The 20,091-nt window shown below is 63.0% G+C and carries 16 protein-coding genes; 11 read left to right on the forward strand and 5 right to left on the reverse strand.

Going from position 1 to position 20,091, the window contains the following annotated elements:
- Positions 1-200 precede the first annotated feature (200 nt).
- The 3 genes from AC1DQ3_RS06945 to AC1DQ3_RS06955 form a co-directional block, all read right to left on the reverse strand.
- Positions 201-1,037 carry a class I SAM-dependent methyltransferase gene (locus AC1DQ3_RS06945; protein ID WP_477119442.1) on the reverse strand — a complete coding sequence of 279 codons (837 nt, stop codon included), beginning with the start codon at positions 1,035-1,037 and terminating at the stop codon, positions 201-203.
- A 98-nt stretch (positions 1,038-1,135) separates the two neighbouring features.
- Positions 1,136-2,875 carry a TRAP transporter large permease gene (locus tag AC1DQ3_RS06950; protein ID WP_477119443.1) on the reverse strand — a complete coding sequence of 580 codons (1,740 nt, stop codon included), beginning with the start codon at positions 2,873-2,875 and terminating at the stop codon, positions 1,136-1,138.
- The gene (locus AC1DQ3_RS06955; protein ID WP_477119444.1) at positions 2,872-3,414 is read right to left on the reverse strand and encodes a TRAP transporter small permease subunit; all 543 of its coding nucleotides are present in this window, start codon (positions 3,412-3,414) and stop codon (positions 2,872-2,874) included. The genes AC1DQ3_RS06950 and AC1DQ3_RS06955 overlap by 4 nt, the downstream gene beginning before the upstream one ends.
- A gap of 862 nt (positions 3,415-4,276) precedes the next feature.
- On the opposite strand from AC1DQ3_RS06955, the gene AC1DQ3_RS06960 reads away from it, so the two are divergent.
- The 9 genes from AC1DQ3_RS06960 to AC1DQ3_RS07000 all read left to right on the forward strand — a co-directional run bounded on the left by AC1DQ3_RS06960 (position 4,277) and on the right by AC1DQ3_RS07000 (position 15,901).
- Positions 4,277-5,581 (forward strand): nucleotide sugar dehydrogenase, encoded by a 1,305-nt coding sequence (locus AC1DQ3_RS06960; RefSeq protein ID WP_477119445.1) that lies wholly within the window; start codon positions 4,277-4,279, stop codon positions 5,579-5,581.
- A 9-nt stretch (positions 5,582-5,590) separates the two neighbouring features.
- The gene (locus tag AC1DQ3_RS06965; RefSeq protein WP_477119446.1) at positions 5,591-6,652 is read left to right on the forward strand and encodes a Gfo/Idh/MocA family protein; all 1,062 of its coding nucleotides are present in this window, start codon (positions 5,591-5,593) and stop codon (positions 6,650-6,652) included.
- A gap of 1 nt (position 6,653) precedes the next feature.
- Entirely contained in the window at positions 6,654-7,214 is a 561-nt protein-coding gene (locus AC1DQ3_RS06970) for an acyltransferase (RefSeq protein ID WP_477119447.1), read from the forward strand.
- A gap of 17 nt (positions 7,215-7,231) precedes the next feature.
- Complete coding sequence (locus AC1DQ3_RS06975; RefSeq protein ID WP_477119541.1) at positions 7,232-8,335, forward strand: DegT/DnrJ/EryC1/StrS family aminotransferase; 1,104 nt, start codon at positions 7,232-7,234, stop codon at positions 8,333-8,335.
- A gap of 300 nt (positions 8,336-8,635) precedes the next feature.
- Positions 8,636-10,465 carry an asparagine synthase (glutamine-hydrolyzing) gene (gene asnB / locus AC1DQ3_RS06980; RefSeq protein WP_477119448.1) on the forward strand — a complete coding sequence of 610 codons (1,830 nt, stop codon included), beginning with the start codon at positions 8,636-8,638 and terminating at the stop codon, positions 10,463-10,465.
- The gene (locus tag AC1DQ3_RS06985; RefSeq protein ID WP_477119449.1) at positions 10,462-11,586 is read left to right on the forward strand and encodes a glycosyltransferase family 4 protein; all 1,125 of its coding nucleotides are present in this window, start codon (positions 10,462-10,464) and stop codon (positions 11,584-11,586) included. Before asnB ends, AC1DQ3_RS06985 begins: the two co-directional genes overlap by 4 nt.
- Complete coding sequence (locus tag AC1DQ3_RS06990; protein WP_477119450.1) at positions 11,583-12,830, forward strand: glycosyltransferase family 4 protein; 1,248 nt, start codon at positions 11,583-11,585, stop codon at positions 12,828-12,830. Before AC1DQ3_RS06985 ends, AC1DQ3_RS06990 begins: the two co-directional genes overlap by 4 nt.
- Complete coding sequence (locus tag AC1DQ3_RS06995) at positions 12,827-13,858, forward strand: MraY family glycosyltransferase (RefSeq protein ID WP_477119451.1); 1,032 nt, start codon at positions 12,827-12,829, stop codon at positions 13,856-13,858. Before AC1DQ3_RS06990 ends, AC1DQ3_RS06995 begins: the two co-directional genes overlap by 4 nt.
- Before the next feature lie 168 nt (positions 13,859-14,026).
- On the forward strand, positions 14,027-15,901 hold the full coding sequence (locus AC1DQ3_RS07000; RefSeq protein WP_477119452.1) for a polysaccharide biosynthesis protein: 1,875 nt from the start codon (positions 14,027-14,029) through the stop codon (positions 15,899-15,901).
- Between the two features lie 57 nt (positions 15,902-15,958).
- On the opposite strand, the gene wecB is transcribed toward AC1DQ3_RS07000, so the two are convergent.
- Both wecB and AC1DQ3_RS07010 read right to left on the reverse strand, forming a co-directional pair.
- Positions 15,959-17,050 carry a non-hydrolyzing UDP-N-acetylglucosamine 2-epimerase gene (wecB, locus tag AC1DQ3_RS07005; protein WP_477119453.1) on the reverse strand — a complete coding sequence of 364 codons (1,092 nt, stop codon included), beginning with the start codon at positions 17,048-17,050 and terminating at the stop codon, positions 15,959-15,961.
- Between the two features lie 166 nt (positions 17,051-17,216).
- Positions 17,217-17,726, reverse strand: coding sequence for a GNAT family N-acetyltransferase (locus AC1DQ3_RS07010; RefSeq protein ID WP_477119454.1), 510 nt, complete (start codon positions 17,724-17,726; stop codon positions 17,217-17,219).
- Between the two features lie 179 nt (positions 17,727-17,905).
- On the opposite strand from AC1DQ3_RS07010, the gene AC1DQ3_RS07015 reads away from it, so the two are divergent.
- Both AC1DQ3_RS07015 and AC1DQ3_RS07020 read left to right on the forward strand, forming a co-directional pair.
- Positions 17,906-18,883 (forward strand): NAD-dependent epimerase/dehydratase family protein, encoded by a 978-nt coding sequence (locus AC1DQ3_RS07015; RefSeq protein WP_477119455.1) that lies wholly within the window; start codon positions 17,906-17,908, stop codon positions 18,881-18,883.
- A complete protein-coding gene (locus AC1DQ3_RS07020; protein ID WP_477119456.1) occupies positions 18,880-20,040 on the forward strand; it encodes a DegT/DnrJ/EryC1/StrS family aminotransferase in 1,161 nt (386 codons plus the stop codon). Before AC1DQ3_RS07015 ends, AC1DQ3_RS07020 begins: the two co-directional genes overlap by 4 nt.
- Positions 20,041-20,091 lie beyond the last annotated feature (51 nt).

Genomic DNA, 20,091 nt, shown 5'->3' on the forward strand with positions numbered 1-20,091 from the left:
TACTATTGCTGGCTTTGCGAGGGGCTTAACTAAATCTCGATATTACTCGTCGTTTGGTTACGCTAAGTCTGCCAAAGAGAACGCTAGATTGTTTGTCTTTGTCCGCAGGAGAAATAATCGTTATCTCGTTAATTATCTAGAACCCGTCCGTCCGGATTCGACTGAAGGCGGCTGTTGCCGCGTGCGAGCGAGCCCGCGGGTTACTTCACTGCGGTCGCGTAGAGGTCCAACCCGCAGATACTCGGCCAGCGCGTTTTGAGCAATGCTTCGCGTAGTGTTTTCGCGAACGGCGGCGTCTGATCAATATTTTCGATTTTGCCGGAGAATTCGCTGAATTGCCGGCAGAGCTGCTTCAGCGATCTCTTCGAGATCCAGTCAGTGTGCGGCGCGGCTTGGCCGTCGGCATTGGAATCGTACGAGGCGCGTGCAGTCTCGTTTGACTTCGCGACAACTCCCTTGTAGCCAGTCATTTCGCGCCAGAGGTAGCCCAGCGTCGTTTCGCGTTCGTCCCGGAAACGTCGGTACGAGTAAGCGTAATAGACCATGAAGATCAGACGGCCACCAGGCTTGAGCATGCGGTGGCACTCAGAAATCGCTTTCTGCAGGTCACCGGTGTGATGCAGGCAGCCAATGGCCACAATATAATCAAAGCGCTGGCTTTCGAAAGGTGCGTTGAGGATGCTGCCTACGCGGACATCGCCGGACAAACCATTTTGGTTGAGTCGGTGCTGCACCATCGATACTGGGCCCGGCGAAATATCCAGCCCGTGATAAATTGCACCAGATTCTGCCAGCCGCTGGGAAACCGTGCCGTATCCCAAGCCGACCTCGAGCACCGATTTGTCCTTCATCGCCTGAAACGGGATGTGATCGAACAGATAGGGGTAGTAATCGAAATACCAATCATCAAAACGAACAAGTGATTCCTTGGAGGAATCGGTCACTCCCAGGGTACGAGCGAGACTGCTGCCACACAATTCTGACCAGAATGAAGCATTGTCCTGGTCCAGGTTCAGTTGGGAAGTTGTAGTCGTCATGTGGGATATCAGAATCTTTGATTTTCCCGCAGTATACACGTTCCTACTATGGCACTATTTGAGCTGCCGGCGACCACGGCCGCCGGCAATTGCACCAGTTATTTCTTCTTGTCGAACTCGAACTGCGGTGCGGCGGGTTCGCTCTCGGCCGGCGCCGCCGGCAGTTCCAGCGTGCCGCTGCCAGGGCTGCCGGCCGGCAATGGCGCCGAAGCTGGCCCACTACTTTCGCCACCCAGCGGGATACTCACCTCCGCCGCATTGGTATGGTGCAGCGAGCCCTTGTCGAGGAACATCGTCACCATGCCCGGCCAGAACATCACCAGCGCCACCATGATCAGCTGCAGGCCGACCCAGGGCAGCGCGCCCCAGTAGATGTCGGAGCTTTTCACTTCCTTGGGCGCGATGCCGCGCAGGTAGAACAGCGCGAAGCCGAACGGCGGGTGCATGAAGGATGTCTGCATGTTCACGCACAGCATCACGCCGAACCACACCAGCGCGGCGGTGGCCGCCGCTTCCGGATTGCCGCCCATCGAATCGGCGACGACCGGCGCCAGCACCTTGACGGCCACGGGCGCCAGCATCGGCACCACGATGAACGCGATCTCGAAGAAGTCCAGGAAGAAGGCGAGAAAGAAGATGAACAGGTTGACCACCAGCAGGAAACCGATCCAGCCACCAGGCAGCGAGGTGAACATGTGCTCCACCCAGGCACCGCCGTCCACGCCCTGGAACACCACCGAGAAGCAGGTGGAACCGATCAGGATGAACACCACCATGGCCGTGATGCGCGCCGTGGACTGGTAAGCCTCGATGATCAGCCCGCGCAGCTCGGTCAGTTGCCCGGCGCGCAGCAACAGCCACGCGATCACGAGGTAGACCACCGCCAGCGGAATGCGGAAGGCATGCGAGCCAAACGCGACGGTGCCGGCGATGATGGCCACGCCCGTGGCGGCAAGGCCGATACGGTAGATGTTGCGGTCGAGCTTGCCGAAGCCGGGGTCGCGCAGCACCGCCAGCACCAGCGCGCCGACCGCGCCCATGGCGCCGGATTCGGTCGGCGTGGCGATGCCCAGCATGATCGTGCCCAGCACCAGGAAGATCAGCACCGCGCAGGGAATGATGCCGCGCAGGCATTTGCGCCACAGGGGCCAGCCGCGCAGCGTGCGTTCTTCCACCGGCACCGGCGGCAGCCAGTCGGGCTTGATGCGGGCCAGCACGAAGGTGTACAGCGCGAACAGCGCGATCTGGATCACCGACGGGCCCCAGGCGCCCAGGTACATGCTGCCCACGTCGGCGCTGCCCATCGGCGTCTTGAGCTGGTCGGCCAACACCACCAGCACCAGCGACGGCGGCACCAGCTGCGTGATGGTGCCGGATGCCGCCAGCACGCCGGTGGCGTACTTCATGTTGTAGCGGTAGCGCATCATCACCGGCAGCGAGATCATCGCCATGGCGATCACCTGGGCCGCCACGGTGCCGGTAATGGCCCCGAGGATAAAGCCCACGATGATGACCGAGTAGCCCAGGCCGCCGCGCACCGGTCCGAACAGCTGGCCCATGGAGTCGAGCATGTCCTCGGCCAGCCCGCACTTCTCCAGGATCGCCCCCATGAAGGTGAAGAACGGGATGGCCAGCAGCAGCTCGTTGGCCAGCACGCTGCCGAACACGCGGCTCGGCACCGCCTGCAGGAAGCTGACCGGGAAGTAACCAAACTGGATGGACAGGATGCCGAAGGCAAGGCCCACCGCCGACAGCGAAAATGCGACCGGGAAACCGATCAGCATGAATACCACCAGGCCGCCGAACATTAGCGGCGGCATATATTCCAATGGAATCATTGCACCGGCCTCTCGTATTTCGATTCGATGCGCACCAGGCCCTTGAGGGCGGCAACGCGCTTGATCAGCTCGGATACGCCCTGCAAGGCAAGCAGGCCGAAACCGAGGGGCACCACCAGCTTGATCGGGTAACGCGGCAGGCCGCCGGAATTACCGGATTGCTCCAGGATGCGCCACGAGGGCAGGAACAGCGAGTCCCACGATAGCCACATGAACAGCACGCAGGAAGGCAGCAGGAAGAAGATAATGCCGAAGATGTCGATCCAGTGTTGCGCGCGCTCCGATACGTTGCCGTAGATCAGATCCACGCGCACGTGCTCGTTGCGCTGGAATGTGTAGGACGCGCCGAACATCACCGCGATGGCGAACATGTACCACTGCAGTTCGAGCGGCCAGTTGTCGCTGAGGTTGAAGCCGTAACGCAGCAGGGCGTTGCCCGCGCTGATCAGGCACGACAGCAGGATCATGATGTTTGCAAGCCTGCCCGTGTGCTGATTCAACCTGTCGATCTGTCGTGACAGACCAAGCAAGTAATACATGGGTTGTCTCCCCTGTTTTTGCGGCGATTAGTTTATCTGTAACAAAATGCTTCGGCGCTTGGGGCTAATACCTATCACATTGTGCAAAAATAAGGTGTCTTGTGGTGCCCCTTTGGGCGCATGGCAATACGCGCCTGACCGCGGCAATGCAACGGCGTGTTACCGGCCTGGGGCCGGGCGGCTGGCCAGGCTGGACCCAGGCCGAAGGTGCAAGCGCTGCCGGGCGCCATGGCTGCCTGCGCCGCGTGGCATGAAGGGCAACGCCGAGGGCCAATGCCATGGCGGCGTAGCAACGGTGCGACGTTTCCTAACGCTCGGAAAGTTCAGTGGTCAACGGAAGAAATTACGCTATAATTCGCGCTTTGTTAGGTTGGTGGTCAAGCTGGAAAAGTGCCGCGTTCGCAATATGAAGGTTGGGGTCGGTGCCATCCCCGCCCCATCAACGAATCCAGGTGAGTGAGCCGGCCGATCGGCTTATTTGTCAATCCCTCGCATGCGGGTATTAAAGTGTCGGGGCGCAAGTGCAACCGGGCAGGCGTCGGTAGCCTTCAGCGTGTCCGACCTGATATTGGTGCGTGGCCAAGCTGCCAGAAGCGGTGCCGAATGCCATCTTATGAACGTAATTCAGTAGCCGTGGCCCTCGGCGTAATGCCATTTGCGTACGCTTGAATGCAGAAGCGCATGCTGAATGTTGAATAAGCTCGTCATGAGCGATGGTTGCATCGGTCGGGGTTGTCATTATCTCGGTTCGCCTGTCAAGGGTTGTTGAATCGCCGGGATATTGCTGCATGCCCAATCAGTGCAGGTAAGATTAGATCAGAAGCATACTCGAATTAGGCTGTTTGCTAAGGAGCATTAGGCAGTGAAGTCTGAACTCGTTCGAAAACTGGACGCAAAAAGCGCCACCATCGGTATTGTCGGGCTTGGCTACGTTGGCCTGCCGCTCATGCTGCGTTATTCGGAAGTCGGCTATCGTGTAGTCGGCTTTGACGTGGACGAGTCGAAAGTGCAGGCACTGCGTGACGGCAGGAGTTATATCGAGCACATCCCCGGCGAATCCATTGCGAATGCGCTCAAGCAAGGCTTTGAGGCAACCACCGATTTTTCCCGTGCCAGTGAAGTCGACGCACTGATCCTGTGCGTGCCGACGCCGCTCAACAAGTACCGCGAGCCGGACCTGAGCTTCGTCCTGAATACGACTGACTCGCTGGTGCCATATTTGCGCCCGGGCCAGGTGGTGTCGCTCGAAAGCACGACTTATCCGGGCACGACCGACGAGGAATTGCTGCCGCGCGTAGAGTCGCGCGGTTTCAAGGTCGGCAAGGACGTCTTCCTGGTGTTCTCGCCCGAGCGCGAGGATCCGGGCAATCCGAATTTCACGACCCGCTCGATTCCGAAGGTCTGCGGCGGCCACACCAAGGACTGCCTCGAGGTCGGGCTCGCGCTGTATGGTCAGGTCATCGACAAGGTTGTGCCGGTGAGCTCCACGCGTGCGGCGGAACTCACCAAGCTGCTCGAGAATATTCACCGTGCCGTCAACATTGGACTCGTCAACGAAATGAAGATCGTTGCCGACAAGATGGACATCGATATCCACGAGGTCATCCGCGCGGCCGCGACCAAGCCTTTCGGCTTTGTGCCGTACTACCCGGGACCTGGCCTCGGTGGCCACTGCATTCCCATCGATCCGTTCTACCTGACGTGGAAGGCGCGCGAGTATGGCGTGCACACGCGTTTCATCGAGCTGGCTGGCGAAGTGAATTCGTCGATGCCGGAGTATGTGATCAACAAGATCGCTGGCGCGCTGAACCTGCGTCAGAAGGCGATCAACGGTAGTCGTGTGCTGGTGCTCGGCATCGCCTACAAGAAGAACGTGGATGACATGCGCGAATCGCCGTGCGTGATGATGATGGAACGTCTGCGCGCGCTGGGTGCCAAGGTATCGTACAGCGATCCGCACATCCCGGAATTCCCGAAGATGCGCGAGCACCAGTTCGATCTGTCGAGCGTGCCGCTCACGGCAACGTCTCTGGCTGGCTATGACTGCGTGTTGCTGGCCACGGATCACGACCGCTTCGACTACGAACTGATCAAGGCGCATGCGCCGCTGATCGTCGATTCGCGCGGCCGCTATCTCGAGTCCGCTCCTCACATTGTCAAGGCGTAAGGCGTACACATGCGTAATTTCCCGGGTCCCATCACTGAGCGCAAGGTCCGTTTTGCCATCATCGGCTGCGGCCGCATCGCCAAGAACCACATGATGGCGCTGCAGACCCATGCCGGTCGCGCCGAGATCGTCGCAGTCTGCGACACGGATCCGGCCGCGCTCCGGGCGGCGGCCGAGCTAACCGGCGCCAAGGCGTACAGCAACCTGCGCGACTTGCTCGCGCACAGCGATGCGGATGTCGTCGTGCTGACCACGCCGAGCGGGCTGCATCCGGAGCAAGCGGTTGAAGTCGCCGCCAGCGGCCGCCACGTGATGACCGAGAAGCCGATGGCCACGCGCTGGCACGACGGCGTGCGCATGGTCAAGGCCTGCGACGACGCCAACGTGCGCCTGTTCGTGGTCAAGCAGAACCGCCGCAACGCCACCCTGCAGTTGCTCAAGCGTGCCGTCGAGGCGCAGCGCTTCGGCCGCATCTACATGGTCAACATCAACGTGTTCTGGACGCGTCCCCAGGAGTACTACGACAGCGCCGCATGGCGCGGCACGTGGGAGTTCGACGGCGGCGCATTCATGAACCAGGCGAGCCACTACATCGATTTGCTGGACTGGCTGATTGGCCCGATCGAAAGCCTGCAGGCCTACACCGCCACGCTCGCGCGCAACATCGAAGTCGAAGACACCGGTGTGATCAGCGTCAAATGGCGCTCGGGCGCGCTTGGCTCGATGAACGTGACGATGCTTACCTACCCGAAGAACCTCGAGGGCAGCATCACGATCATCGGGGAGAAGGGCACGGTCCGCGTGGGCGGCGTCGCCGTCAACGAGATCCAGCAGTGGGAGTTCGCAGAGCCGCATCCGGACGATGAAAACGTCAAGCATGCGAGCTACGAAACGACTTCGGTCTACGGCTTCGGCCATCCGCTGTACTACGACAACGTGATCAACGTGCTGCGCGGCGAGGCCGAACCGGAAACGGACGGCCGCGAAGGGCTGAAGTCGCTTGAGGTGCTGATCGCGGCATACCTCTCTGCGCGCGACGGCAAGCGCATTGCCCTGCCCCTGGACTATTGATATGGCCGTATCCATTCACGAAACCGCGATTGTCGACGACGGCGCGCAAATTGGTGATGGCAGTCGCGTCTGGCACTGGGTGCATGTGTGCGGCGGTGCCAACATCGGCGAGAAATGCTCGCTCGGGCAGAACGTCTTCGTCGGCAACGACGTGGTAATCGGCAACAACGTCAAGATTCAGAACAATGTGTCGGTGTACGACGCCGTGCATATCGAGGACGACGTATTTTGCGGCCCGAGCATGGTGTTTACGAACGTCTACAATCCGCGTTCCGCCATCGTCCGGAAGAACGAGTATCGCAAGACCCTGGTCAAGCGCGGTGCGACGCTCGGTGCCAATTCGACGATCGTTTGCGGCGTGACCGTCGGTGAATTCGCGTTCGTCGGTGCAGGCGCGGTCGTTAACCGGGACGTGTCGGCTCATGCATTGATGCTCGGCGTGCCCGCGCGCCGCGTAGGGTGGATGTGCAAGTGCGGCGTTCAGTTGAAGGGCCAGGGCGCCGTGCATTGCGAATGCGGCGCTACCTATCGAATTGATGCAACCTCCTGCACTGCGCAATAACAATGTCTACTCCCTCGATTCCATTTATTGACCTGAAATCCCAGTACGCCGATCTTAAGACGACGATCGACGCGCGCATCCAGGCTGTGCTCGATCACGGCCAGTACATCATGGGGCCGGAGGTCAAGCAGCTCGAGGAGAAGCTCGAGGCCTACACCGGCGCGACGCACTGCGTCACGGTGGCGTCGGGGACCGAGGCCTTGCTGATCGCGCTGATGGCGCTCGGCGTGAAGGCTGGCGACGAAGTCATCACGACGCCCTTCACGTTTGCGGCCACCGCCGAAGTCATCGCGCTGGTCGGCGCGACGCCGGTATTCATCGATATCGATCCGGACACCTGCAACCTGGATCCGTCCCTGATCGAAGCGGCTATCACTGACAAGACGCGCGCAATCATGCCCGTCTCTCTGTACGGTCAGGTCGCGGACATGGACGAGATCAATGCCATCGCCGCGCGCCACGGCAACATCCCGGTGATCGAGGATGCCGCGCAGAGCTTCGGTGCGAGTTACAAAGGCCGCAAGAGTTGCAACCTGTCCACGATCGGTTGTACGAGCTTCTTCCCGAGCAAGCCGCTCGGGTGCTATGGCGACGGCGGTGCGATTTTCACGAGCGATGCCGCGCTGGCCAAAGCCATGCGGGAAATCCGCGTGCACGGACAGGAGCGTCGCTACTATCACACGCGCGTGGGCGTCGGCGGCCGCATGGACACGCTGCAATGCGCCGTGTTGCTTGGCAAGCTCGAAAAATTCGAGTGGGAGACTGCCCGGCGCATCGAAATCGGCCAGCGCTATATCGAGCTGCTGGCATCGGTCGACGGCGTCGACGCGCCGAAGGTCGGCCCGGATCGCGACTCGGTGTGGGGCCAGTTCACCGTACAGGCCGACAACCGCGAAGCGCTGCTCGAGCGGCTGAAGACGCTCGCCGTGCCGACGGCTTTGCATTACCCCGTGCCGTTGCACTTCCAGCCGGCCTACAAGGACACGTGCCGCATCGTCGGCTCGCTGCGCCACTCGGAGCAGGCCGCATCGCGCGTCTTCAGCCTGCCGATGCATCCGTATCTCGATGCGCAAACGCAGCAGTTGATCGTTGATCGTCTTGCGGAAGCTGCAGCAGTGTAGTGTCACGATACGTTCGGCACCGTGGGCGCGGGCAGCCTTGTCCGCGGTGACCCGACGATCGCTCTGCGGCCGACGTCCGTCAAGGGCACATTGCGATGAGCCCCATGCCACGATGCCTGGCACTGCCGCTCAAGGGCACAACGTTGCCCGCCCTTCGCGAATTCCCGCTGCCTGGGGCGGCTGCTTCGCGCACTGCCTTCGATCCTCGACGCCGCGCTGTGGGGCCGCTGTAGCCTGATACGGTCGCTGGCGACGCTGTTTGCTCGCACCGGCGAGTGGCTCAACTGGAGGTAACTCATTATGTGCGGCATCGCGGGCATCATTCGTCGTGACGAGGCCAATGCGGACCTGGCGCGGATCGACCGGATGTTGGCGGCGGTCTTGCACCGGGGGCCGGATGGCGGCGCAACGGAGGGATTCGGCAAGGTGGCTTTCGGCCATCGGCGGCTGGCCATCCTCGACCTCAGCGACGAAGGCAAACAGCCGATGCATTCCCATTCAGGGGATTGCGTCATCACCTATAACGGCGAAGTCTACAACTACATCGAGTTGCGCGAGGAACTCGCCGCGCTTGGTCATCAGTTCCGCTCGGGTTCGGACACCGAGGTCATCCTGGCAGCCTACGAGGCGTGGGGGCCGGCCTGTGTCGAACGTTTCAACGGCATGTGGGCGTTCGCCTTGCTCGATCGACGCCGCAACATCGTGTTCTGCTCGCGCGACCGGTTTGGCGTCAAGCCATTCTATTTTCGCGAAGACGGCCATGCCTTTGTCTTTGGCTCGGAAATCCGCCAGCTGCTGGAGGGTGCCACGGTTTGCGCCAACGACAGGATCGTGCTCGATTTCATTGTCACGGGGTTCGCCGATCACGAGGACGAGACGTTCTTCGAGGGTGTGCGCAAACTGCCCGCGGGCAGCAATCTCGTCTACGACCTGGCGTCCGACACGTACCGGATTGAGCGTTACTACACAATTCCCCGGCGGGCCAATTGGCAAGCCCTCGACGCCGAGACGGCAGCGCGGGACTATACGGCTCTGCTCGACGACGCGGTCAAGTTGCGCCTGCGCTCCGATGTCCCGGTTGGAACGTGCCTGAGCGGCGGTCTCGATAGCTCGAGCGTGGCCACCCTGGCGGCCGCCCGCTACACGCCGAGCGGTGCCGCGGGCCGTTTCGTAGGCATCACGGCAGTGAGCGAGTCGAAGCGTTCCGACGAATCGGCATTTGCGCAGGCTGTGGCCGAACGCGCTGATCTGGAATGGGTGCCGTTGCGTCCCACGTACGAAGACTTCGTGACCACCTTGCCCGAGGTCGTGCGCGCACAGGAGGAGCCTTACGCCGGCCCGTCGATCAACATGCAGTGGTTCGTCATGCGGGCGGCGCGCGCGCATGGCCTGACCGTGCTGCTCGATGGACAGGGCGGCGACGAAACCCTGCTGGGCTACGAGAAATATTATGCGGCGCACGTCGCCACGGTATGGCGCGAGCGCGGCCCGTGGGCGGCTTGGGGCGCCGTGTCGCAGGCACGCCGCAATAATGCCAAGCTAGGCTTTCTCAACATGGCCAAGTTCCTGGTTGGGGGGCTGTCGGCACCCGCGCGCTATGCGTTCTACCGGTGGCGCCACAGCTACGTGCGCAACATGCCGGTGCGGCCGGCGCACCTGACCGCCTATGCCAAGGCATGCCTCGACGAGTTCAAGCTGCAGAATCTCGAAATGACGAGCACAAACCTCCCGATTCTGCTGCGCTACGAGGACAAGAATTCGATGGCGCACAGCATCGAGACGCGACTGCCGTTTCTGGACTACAGGGCGGTCGAGGCGGCGCTCGCGATTCGCGCCGAACACAAGATTCGCGGTGGCTGGTCGAAGTGGGTGCTGCGCCGTGGCATGGCTGACCGCTTGCCCGAATCGGTGACCTGGCGCAAGAACAAGTTCGGATTCGAGGCGCCCGAGGATCTTTGGCTGCCGCGCCACGCGCCGCAGATGCTGGCCGCTATCAAGCGTTCCAGGTTGCTGGCGAAATTGTGCGAACCAGGCAAGATCGAGGCTGCTTTCGCCGGCATGGACCTGCGTTCCCGCTGGCGCCTGTACAGCGTTGCCCTTTGGGAAGACACCTTCGGCGTGGTCGCATGACGCGGGTTTGCCACCTGACGTCGGCCCACCCGTGGGATGACACGCGTATCTTCCACAAGCAGGCGAAGTCCCTTGCGGCGGCCGGGTACGACGTGCATCTCGTCGCCGCCAATACCGACTCGAAGACCTGCGACGGTGTCCATGTCCACGGTGTGCCGGGGCCGCGTGGTGGCCGCCTGGCGCGCATGCTCGGCACGACCTGGCGGGTCTTTCGCACCGGCCGGCGTCTGCGCGCGGATATCTACCATTTCCACGATCCGGAACTGCTGCCCTGGGTCTGGTTCTTGCGGCTGTGCGGTGCCTGCGTTGTCTATGACGTGCACGAAGACTTGCCGCGCGACATCATGACCAAGGCCTGGATCCCGTCGCGCCTGCGGCGTCTTGCGGCAGGGTTTTTCGAGGTCGTCGAGAATGTGGCAGCCCGGCGCATGAGCGCTGTCGTTGCGGCGACACCGCACATCCGCGACCGGTTCGCGCGCATCGGCGCGCGCAGCATCGCAGTGTGCAATTTCCCGCGGCTGGAGGAGCTCGTGCCCGCAGCGCCCGACGTGCTGCCGCGCCGGCAGGTGTGCTACGTCGGTGGGCTTGCACCCGTGCGTGGGCTGCGCGAACTGGTGTTGGCGATCGATGCAGTGGCCGGCGTCGAGTTGGCCTTGTGCGGCGATTTTTCCGACCCGGCGTTCGAAGCCGAGCTGCGCGCATTGCCTGGCTGGTCGAAAGTGCGTTACCACGGTTACGTCGGCCGTGCCGAGATCGGCCGCGTGCTGGCCGAATCGAGCGCGGGACTGGTTGTGCTCAAACCCGTGGCGAGCTACATGGACGCCTTGCCCGTCAAGATGTTCGAATACATGGCGAGTGGCATACCCGTGATCGCCTCCGATTTTCCGCTTTGGCGCGGAATCGTCGAAGCCAACCAATGCGGCGTGTGCGTGACACCCGAAGCGCCCGAAGCGATTGCCCGCGCCATCTCCGGCCTGCTCGACAATCGCGGCATGGCCACCCAATATGGCGCGAATGGCCGTCGCGCCGTGGAACAGCACTTCAACTGGGCCGTCGAGGCCAGTCGTCTGGTCGCACTCTACCGGGAACTGGCTCCCGCTTGCGAGGCACGCCCGGCATGAGTGCTTCTCCACAACGCAGGCGCATTCTGATCGTGTCGCAATACGCTGGCAGCGCCCGGCATGGCATGGTGTTCCGCAACTACGTGCACGCCCGCGAATGGGTCAAGGCCGGGCACGAGGTGACCATCGCGGCGGCATCGTATTCGCATACCCGCCGGGAACAGCCGGTTGTGGCGGGGCGCGCAGCGGTCGAGACGATCGACGGCATCCGTTATCTTTGGTTGCGCACCCCTGAATACAATCCAAAGAGCCTGCTCGGTCGCGTGCTGAGCATGTTCCGGTTTACTGCGCGCTTATATGGACGGCATCCTGTGTTGCGCGAGCCGTACGATCTCGTCGTGCTCTCCGTGCCGCAGCCGTTTGCAATCTATCCGGTGCGCCGCATCGCACGTCAGTGGCGCGCGCCGCTGATTGTCGATATTCGCGACCTGTGGCCCTTGACGCTGATCCTGCTGGGCGGCACGTCGCCGCGGCATCCGTTCATTCGCCTCGTCAGCGCCGCGGAAGCGGCAGCGTGCAGCGCCACCGACCTTGTCACAGCGGTGCCGCGCAATGCCGAGGCGTACCTGATATCGCGCGGCCTGCGGCCCGGACGTTTTCTGCCGCTGGGCAACGGTGTATTGGCGGAAGAACTCTGCACCGAGCCGTTGCCCGCGCCGCACGCGGAGCGACTTGCACGGCTGCGCGCCGATGGTGCGTTTCTGCTTGGCTACGCGGGCGCCGTGGGGGTTGCCAACGCGATGCACGTGGCGGTGGATGCGTTGGCTGCGCTCGAACATGTGCACCTCGTGATCGTGGGCGAAGGCCCCGAGCGCGATGCGCTGCAGGCGCGGGCGGCACGGCTCGGCGTGCAGGACCGGCTGCATTGGCTGCCGCCCGTGCGGCGCACGCAGGTTCCCGATTTCCTTGCGCGTATCGACGTGGCGTATGCCGGCGCACTGGCTTCGCCGCTGTACCAGTACGGTGCGAGCTTTACCAAGCTGAACGACTATATGATGGCCCGCAAGCCGATCGTCTATGCAGTCGGTGATCCCGGCAACGGGGTCGAGGCGTCGGGCTGCGGCATCTCGTGTGCCGCCGAGGACGCAATCGCCGTGGCGGCCGGCATCGAGCGCCTGATGGCGTTGCCGGCCGATGCACTCGCGGCGCTGGGCGAGCGGGGACACGCATGGTGCCTCACCCACCAGGATGCCGCGCGGCAGGCACAGCAGATACTCGATACCCTTGAGGAGGTCGCCAAGTGATTGCGATCCTGGCACTGGCTGCCGCCTACGTGATTTCGCTTGGCGTGACGGGCGCCGTGCGGCGCTATGCACTATCGAGGCAATTGCTCGATGTGCCCAACGCGCGCAGTTCCCACATGGTGCCGACGCCACGCGGCGGCGGGATGGGGATCGTCGTGGCCATGATCGCGCTGGCGCTGGTCGCGCCGCAGTTCGGCCTGGCCAGCGTGCCGCAGGCCGTGATCTTCGGGGCCTGCGGCGGCCTGGTGGCCCTGCTCGGCTTTCTCGACGATCACGGTCACGTGCCCGCCGGCTGGCGCCTGGCCGGCCATTTCGCGGCGGCGATCGCCGCGGTGGCGCTGACAGGCGGGCTGCCTGAAATCGTGGTTTTCGGACACGTGCTGGCCTTGGGCTGGGCCGGTCATTCGCTGGCAGTGCTGGTAGTCGTGTGGATGCTCAACCTGTTCAACTTCATGGACGGTATCGACGGACTTGCCGGCAGCGAGGCGGTGTTGACGGGTGCCATCGGCGCGGTGCTGTTGCTGCCGGTCACAGGCATGCGCGCCGAGGCGCTCTGGCTGTTCGGCGTGGCGGCGGCCGCGGCTGGCTTCCTGGCGTGGAACTGGCCGCCCGCGAAGATCTTCATGGGCGATGCCGGCAGCGGCTTCCTGGGGTTCGCATTCGGCATCGCGCCTATTCTGGCGGCCAAGGTCGCGCCGATGTTCCTGTGGGTTATGCTGATCCTGCCCGGCGTGTTCGTGGTGGATGCCACAATCACCCTCTTTCGCCGGGTGATTCGCGGTCAACGTCCCCACGTGGCGCATCGTAGCCATGCGTACCAATATGCCTCGCGCAGGTTTGGCGGCCATCGGCCCGTGACGGTGGTGTGCGCAGTGTTGACCGCTTGCTGGTGCGGTCCGCTTGCGTGGGCGGTTGCCGCCGGGGTGCTGGATGGCGCCCTTGGATTGCTCATTGCCTATACTCCGTTGGCGGCGCTGGCGGTGGCCAACAAGGCCGGTGCGGCTGAATTGCAGGGCGCTGACTGCTAAAACGTTCGCGCCGATGGCCCGCCTGGCGGCGGGCATCGTCCCCAGGGCTCGCCAGCAGGCGTTGGGCGAGGCAGGGCGAGTTATTAAAGAGACACTAGTGTGATAGAAATACGAAAGATGCCGCTACATCGGCTATTGGCTGCGCCGCGCTCGACCAAGCAGGCCATCATGATCCTGTTCGACGTGGTGTTGCTGTTGTTCGCAGGCTGGGCGGCTTACGCATTGCGTTTGAGCCAGTGGTACGTGCCGACCCCGCAGCAGATGCTGCTGTTGCTCGCCGCGCCGGTGCTGGCCTTGCCGGTTTTCGTCAAATGCGGCATGTACCGGTCGGTCATTCGCTATATGGGCGAGTACGCCATGTGGGCGACCGTGCGGGCAATGACGTTCGCTACCATGCTCTGGACGGCGTTGGCGTTCCTGACCGAAATGACCGGCCACACGGGGATGCCGCGTTCGGTCCCGCTGCTGTTCTGGATGTTCGGTACGCTCACCATCGGCGGCAGCCGGTTCCTTGCTCGCTGGCTGCTATGGGTCCCCGTGCGTGAACGTTTCAAGGGCCGTCAGGTATTGATTTACGGTGCCGGTGATGCTGGCCGCCAGTTGGCGGCGTCGCTCGGGCAGGGGCGCGATTTCTTTCCGGCGGGCTTTATCGACGACGCAGCCGGGCTGCAGGGCACGGATGTCGGCGGTCTGCGGGTCTACTCGCCGCAAGCCTTGCCGAAGCTGATCGAGCAATTCGATATCCGCGATGTCATCGTCACGTTGCCAAACGCCTCGAACGCGCGACGCCACGAGGTGGTTGCATTCCTGGAGACCTTCCCGGTACGGGTGCGCATCCTGCCGGCGGTCGTCGACATTGCCAACGGCCGGCATCTGGTCAATATGGTCCGTGAAGTCAGCATCAGCGACCTGCTCGGGCGTGACCCGGTGGGGGCCGATCGCACACTGCTGGGACGCTGCATCACGGGCAAGCGGGTCCTGGTGACCGGCGCCGGCGGATCGATCGGTTCTGAACTCTGTCACCAGATCATCGCGCAGGCACCGGAATCACTGATATTGCTTGATGCATGCGAACATACGCTCTATCAGGTGGAGCGCCACATCAGCCAGCAGACCGACTGTACGCTCGTGCCGTGCCTCGGGTCTGTCGAGGACCGCGCACTGGTCGAGGCGCTGATCAGCGAGCACGGCATCGAGACGATCTATCACGCCGCCGCGCACAAGCACGTGCCGCTGGTCGAGGCGAATGTGGTCGAGGGAGCGCGCAACAACGTACTCGGTACGCTTGCCGTGGCGGAGGCCGCGTTCGACGCGGGCGTCGAGACCTTCGTCCTGATCTCGACGGACAAGGCGGTGCGGCCGACCAACGTCATGGGTGCCACCAAGCGTTGCGCTGAATTGATCGTGCAGGAATTCGCACGACGGGCGAGTGACGAGCAGACCGGACAGCGTTTTTGTGCCGTGCGTTTTGGCAATGTGCTGGGTTCGAGTGGCTCGGTGATCCCGCTGTTCCAGGAGCAGATTGCGAAGGGCGGGCCGGTTACGCTAACCCACGAGGAAGTGACGCGCTATTTCATGTCGATCCACGAAGCGGTCGAACTCGTGATCCAGGCGGGCAGCCTGGCGCAAGGGGGAGAAGTGTTCCTGCTCGACATGGGTGAGCCGGTGAAGATCCTGGACCTGGCCCGCAACATGATCCGCCTGGCCGGTCATTCGGTGCTCGACGAGCGCAACCCCGACGGTGATATCGAGATTGCCATTACGGGCTTGCGCCCTGGCGAGAAGCTTTACGAAGAACTGTTGATCGCGAGCGCGAACTCCAGCGCCACGGATCACCCGAAGATCATGAAGGCGGACGAGCCGTGCCTGACGGCCGAGCAATTGCGCATGATGCTCGCGCGCCTGCGGGCGGGCATCGATGCGCGTAGCGCCGACAGTCTCCGGGCCCTGTTGATGGGCGTGGCCTTGCGCATGGACGTCGGCGGCAAGGAAACGGCCGGCATGACGGTGAATCCGCTGGCCGTCGAGGCGAACCGGGCCTGAGCCCGGTCGCGGGGCTGGAGAGGGCGGCTGAGCCCCGCCCGAAGCACAAATGTATAGTCAGGCGCTCGTTTGCAGCAGATGCGCCAGGATGTCTTGCGCAGCACATCCGCGCCCATAGGGTGCGACCTCGGTCGGCGCTGGCGGCCGTGTCATTGCAGCGTCGGCCGCCGCGACGATCGCGTCGTGCGAGGCGCCGGTCAGCGTGTTCCAGCCGAGTTCCACGGTTTCCACCCACTCCGTTTCGTCGCGCATGGTGATGCAGGGCACGCCATAGAAAAACGCCTCCTTCTGCACACCGCCGGAATCGGTCAGGATCAGGCGCGCGGCCTGTTCGAGGGCCACCATGTCCAGGAAGGGCAGCGGGTCGGTGACGGTCAATGCCGCAAGATGGTGGGCCAGCCCGTGCTCGGCAATCAGCTTGCGCGTGCGCGGATGCAACGGCAGCACGACGGGCAGGGTCCGCGCGACGGCGGCCAGCCCGCCGAGAATGGCGCCGAGCCGGGCGGGCGAGTCGGTATTCTCCGCCCGATGGCAGGTGGCCAGCGCGTATTCGCCGGCGGTCAGGCCCAGCGTCGCCAGAATGTGGCTTTCCAGCCGTGCACGCTCGCGGCTATAGAGCGCGACGTCATACATGACGTCGCCGACGTTGTGCACGCCCGCGCGCACGCCCTCCGCAGCCAGGTTCCGCACGGCCGTGTCGGTCGGGCAAAAAAGCAGCCTGGAAACACGGTCGGCGAGGACACGGTTGACTTCCTCGGGCATGCGCATATTGAACGAGCGCAGACCTGCCTCGACGTGTGCGACCGGGATGTGCAACTTGGCAGCCGCCAGCGCGCCGGCGAGCGTGGAGTTGGTGTCGCCATAGATCAGCAGCCAGTCTGGCCGCTCGCGCAGCAGTACGCTTTCGACGGCTTCGAGCATGCGGCCGGTCATCGCACCGTGCTGGCCACCGGAGATCTCGAGATGATGGTCCGGCGGCGGGATGTCAAGCTCGTCGAAGAAAACCTTCGACATATTGTTGTCGTAGTGCTGGCCGGTGTGGACGAGCACCTCCTGAAGGCGGTCGTGCGCGACGTCGCGAATGGCGCGCGACAGGGCGGCGGCCTTGATGAACTGGGGGCGGGCGCCGACAACGGTGACGATTTTCATACGGTCAGCTCCGGGAAAGTGGAAATACAGACAAACAGACAACGGTAACGAGCATGTCGTGACAACTCATGCGGGAAATGGGGGTAGGGCGGCAGGCGCGATCCCGGTGTTCGCACCGGCTGGCGATGGCAGAATCGGTATTCTGTATGGCGAACGCGGGGGGCTGCTATCGAATCACGGCCATGATGATTTCGTCGAGCCATTGGCCCTGGCTGAAGACCGCCTTGCGCATCGTGCCTTCCTCGGTCAGGCCGGCCTTTCTGTACGCGGCGACCGCGCGCGCGTTGGTCGCGAACACGCGCAGCCATACGCGCACCAGGTTCAGGTCATCGAGCGCGAACGCCGTGGCGACCTTCACCGCCTCGGTCCCGAGGCCCTGGCCGCGATCGGCTTCGGCGCCGATCCGGATAATGAGCTCAGCCGAACGGTGCACGGGGTGAATGTCGATCAACTGCACTGTGCCGATGATCGCGGGCCGGTCGCGCAGGCGAATGGCGAAGATGACCCGGGACGGCGAGCGCCCAAGTTCGTCGAACCACCGGCAGTGGCTCTCCCAGTCCACGGGGCGGTAGGTCGCATTGAAGCGCACTGTCTCCGCGTCGTTGATCCAGCGGAAAAGCGCCTCCTTGTCCTCCGGACGTATTTCCGTCAGTTCGACACGTTCACCGCGCAGCATGTTGGCCTGTTAGATTCAGAAGAGAGATACTCGCGACATTCTAAGGGTTTGACCGTTGCGACGCCAGCCGCGGCGCCGCGAATGACGGCTGCGCCTCGTGGAGAGGGGGCGTCGGCTCAGGCGGCCCGTCGTTTCTGTTAAGATCATGCCTTTCTGATTCATGCCTTGAGGCAGATTTCATGAAGCTTTCAGGTTCGAAAATCCTGGTCGTGGGCGGTGCCGGTTTCATCGGCAGCTTTGTCGTTGCCGAATTGCTGAAACACGATGTCGCAGAGGTTGTCATCTATGACAATTTTGCGCGTGGAAAACAGAGCAATATTGCCGAATATCTTGCGGATCCGCGTTGTCGCCTCTATCCGAACGGCGGTGATATTCGTGACATCGACCTTCTGAACGACGCCATGCAGGGCATGGACGGCGTGATTCACCTGGCGGCCATGTGGCTGCTGCATTGCAAGGATTTCCCGCGCACTGCGTTCCACGTGAACATCGAGGGTACGTTCAATGTGCTCGAAGCGTGCGTGAAGAACAACATTAAGCGCCTCGTGTATTCCTCCTCGGCATCGGTATACGGCGATGCTGTCGAAGTGCCGATGACGGAAGAGCACCCGTTCAACAATCGGAACTTCTATGGCGCGAGCAAGATCGCCGGCGAAGCCATGTGTCATGCGTTCCACGATCGCTACGGGCTGAGCTACGTCGGCATGCGGTACATGAACGTGTACGGCCCGCACCAGGACCAGACCGCGGCCTACACCGGCGTGATCCCGATCATGCTCAACAAGATCGACGCGAACGAGCCGCCGGTCATCAATGGCGACGGCACGCAAGCCTACGATTTCATCTACGTCGAGGATGTCGCGCGCTGCAATGTGCTGGCCCTGGAAGCCGAGGTGACCGACGAGTTCTACAACGTCGGCACGGGCGTCCAGACCTCCATCAAGGAACTGTGCGACACGATTCTCGAGATGCGCCAGTCGTCGCTGAAGGTCGAGTACCGGCCGTACAGCGCGGACGATGCGCGCCGCATGGTGCAGAACCGCATCGGCTGTCCCAAGAAGGCCGCGCACGACCTGGACTTCACCTTCAAGTACGACCTGCGCGAAGGGTTGCAAAGACTGATCGATTGGCGTGCGCAGCACGGGGGTGAAGAGTGAGCGCAAACAAGCCGGTTCGCAACATCGCCATTTCGCTGCCGAGCACCGGCGAAGAAGAGTGGCAGGCCGTTCGCGAACCGCTGATGAGCGGCTGGCTGACGCAGGGTCCCAAAGTCGCGGCGTTCGAGAAGCTGTTCGCCGAGCGTCACCAGGTGGCGCACGCGCTCGCCGTCACGTCGTGCACGACCGGCTTGCATCTCGCGCTGGCCGGGCTCGGTATCGGGCCGGGTGACGAGGTCATCGTCCCCGCCTTCACGTGGGTCGCCACGGCCAATGCCGTCCTGTATTGCGGTGCCACGCCGGTATTCGTCGACGTGAGCCGCGAGAACTTCAATCTCGACATCGCGGCGGTTGCGACCAAGGTGACAGCGCGCACGCGCGCGGTGATCGCGGTCCACCTGTTCGGTTTGTGTGCGGATATCGACGCACTGCGCGCGGTGCTGCCCGCATCCGTGGCGATTGTCGAGGATGCGGCCTGTGCCGCAGGCGCCGCCTGGGCCGGGCGCCCGGCTGGCAGTCTCGGCACGATCGGCGTGTTCTCGTTCCATCCCCGCAAGTCGGTCACCACCGGCGAAGGCGGCATGGTGACGACGCAGGACGGGGAGTTGGCAGAGCGCATGAACCAGATGCGCAACCATGGCGCCGCGATCTCGGAAGAACAGCGTCACCATGGCCCGCGGCCGTGGCTGCTGCCTGATTTCGACATGTTGGGCTACAACTATCGGATGACAGACCTGCAAGGCGCTGTCGGCGTGGTGCAGCTCGGCAAGCTTGACGCGTTCATCGACGAGCGCGCGCGCTGGGCCGAGTTCTACCGCACGGAGTTGGCTGGCGTCGAGTGGCTGCGCTTGCCGCAGGCACCGGCCGGTGCGCGCCATGGATGGCAATCCTATGTCACGTGGGTCGATGCCGAGCGCGCGCCGTTGCCGCGCAACGAGATCATGCAGCGCTTGCAGGCCTTGGGCATCGCCACGCGCCCCGGCACGCACGCGGTCCATATGCTGAACTACTATCGGGACCGCTTTGGCTACAGTCCGGAGGATTTTCCGGCGGCACGCGACTGTAACGACCAGACGATGGCGATCCCCCTGCACAACCGAATGACCGCTGACGACTACCATTACGTCGTCGACGCGATTCTTGKTTTGAATCGCTGAGTTTGCGTCATTGATTGCGCCGCGCCCGTCGCCAGACGGGCGCGGTCTCCA

It is taken from the genome of Cupriavidus sp. 01T418 (assembly GCF_056398885.1).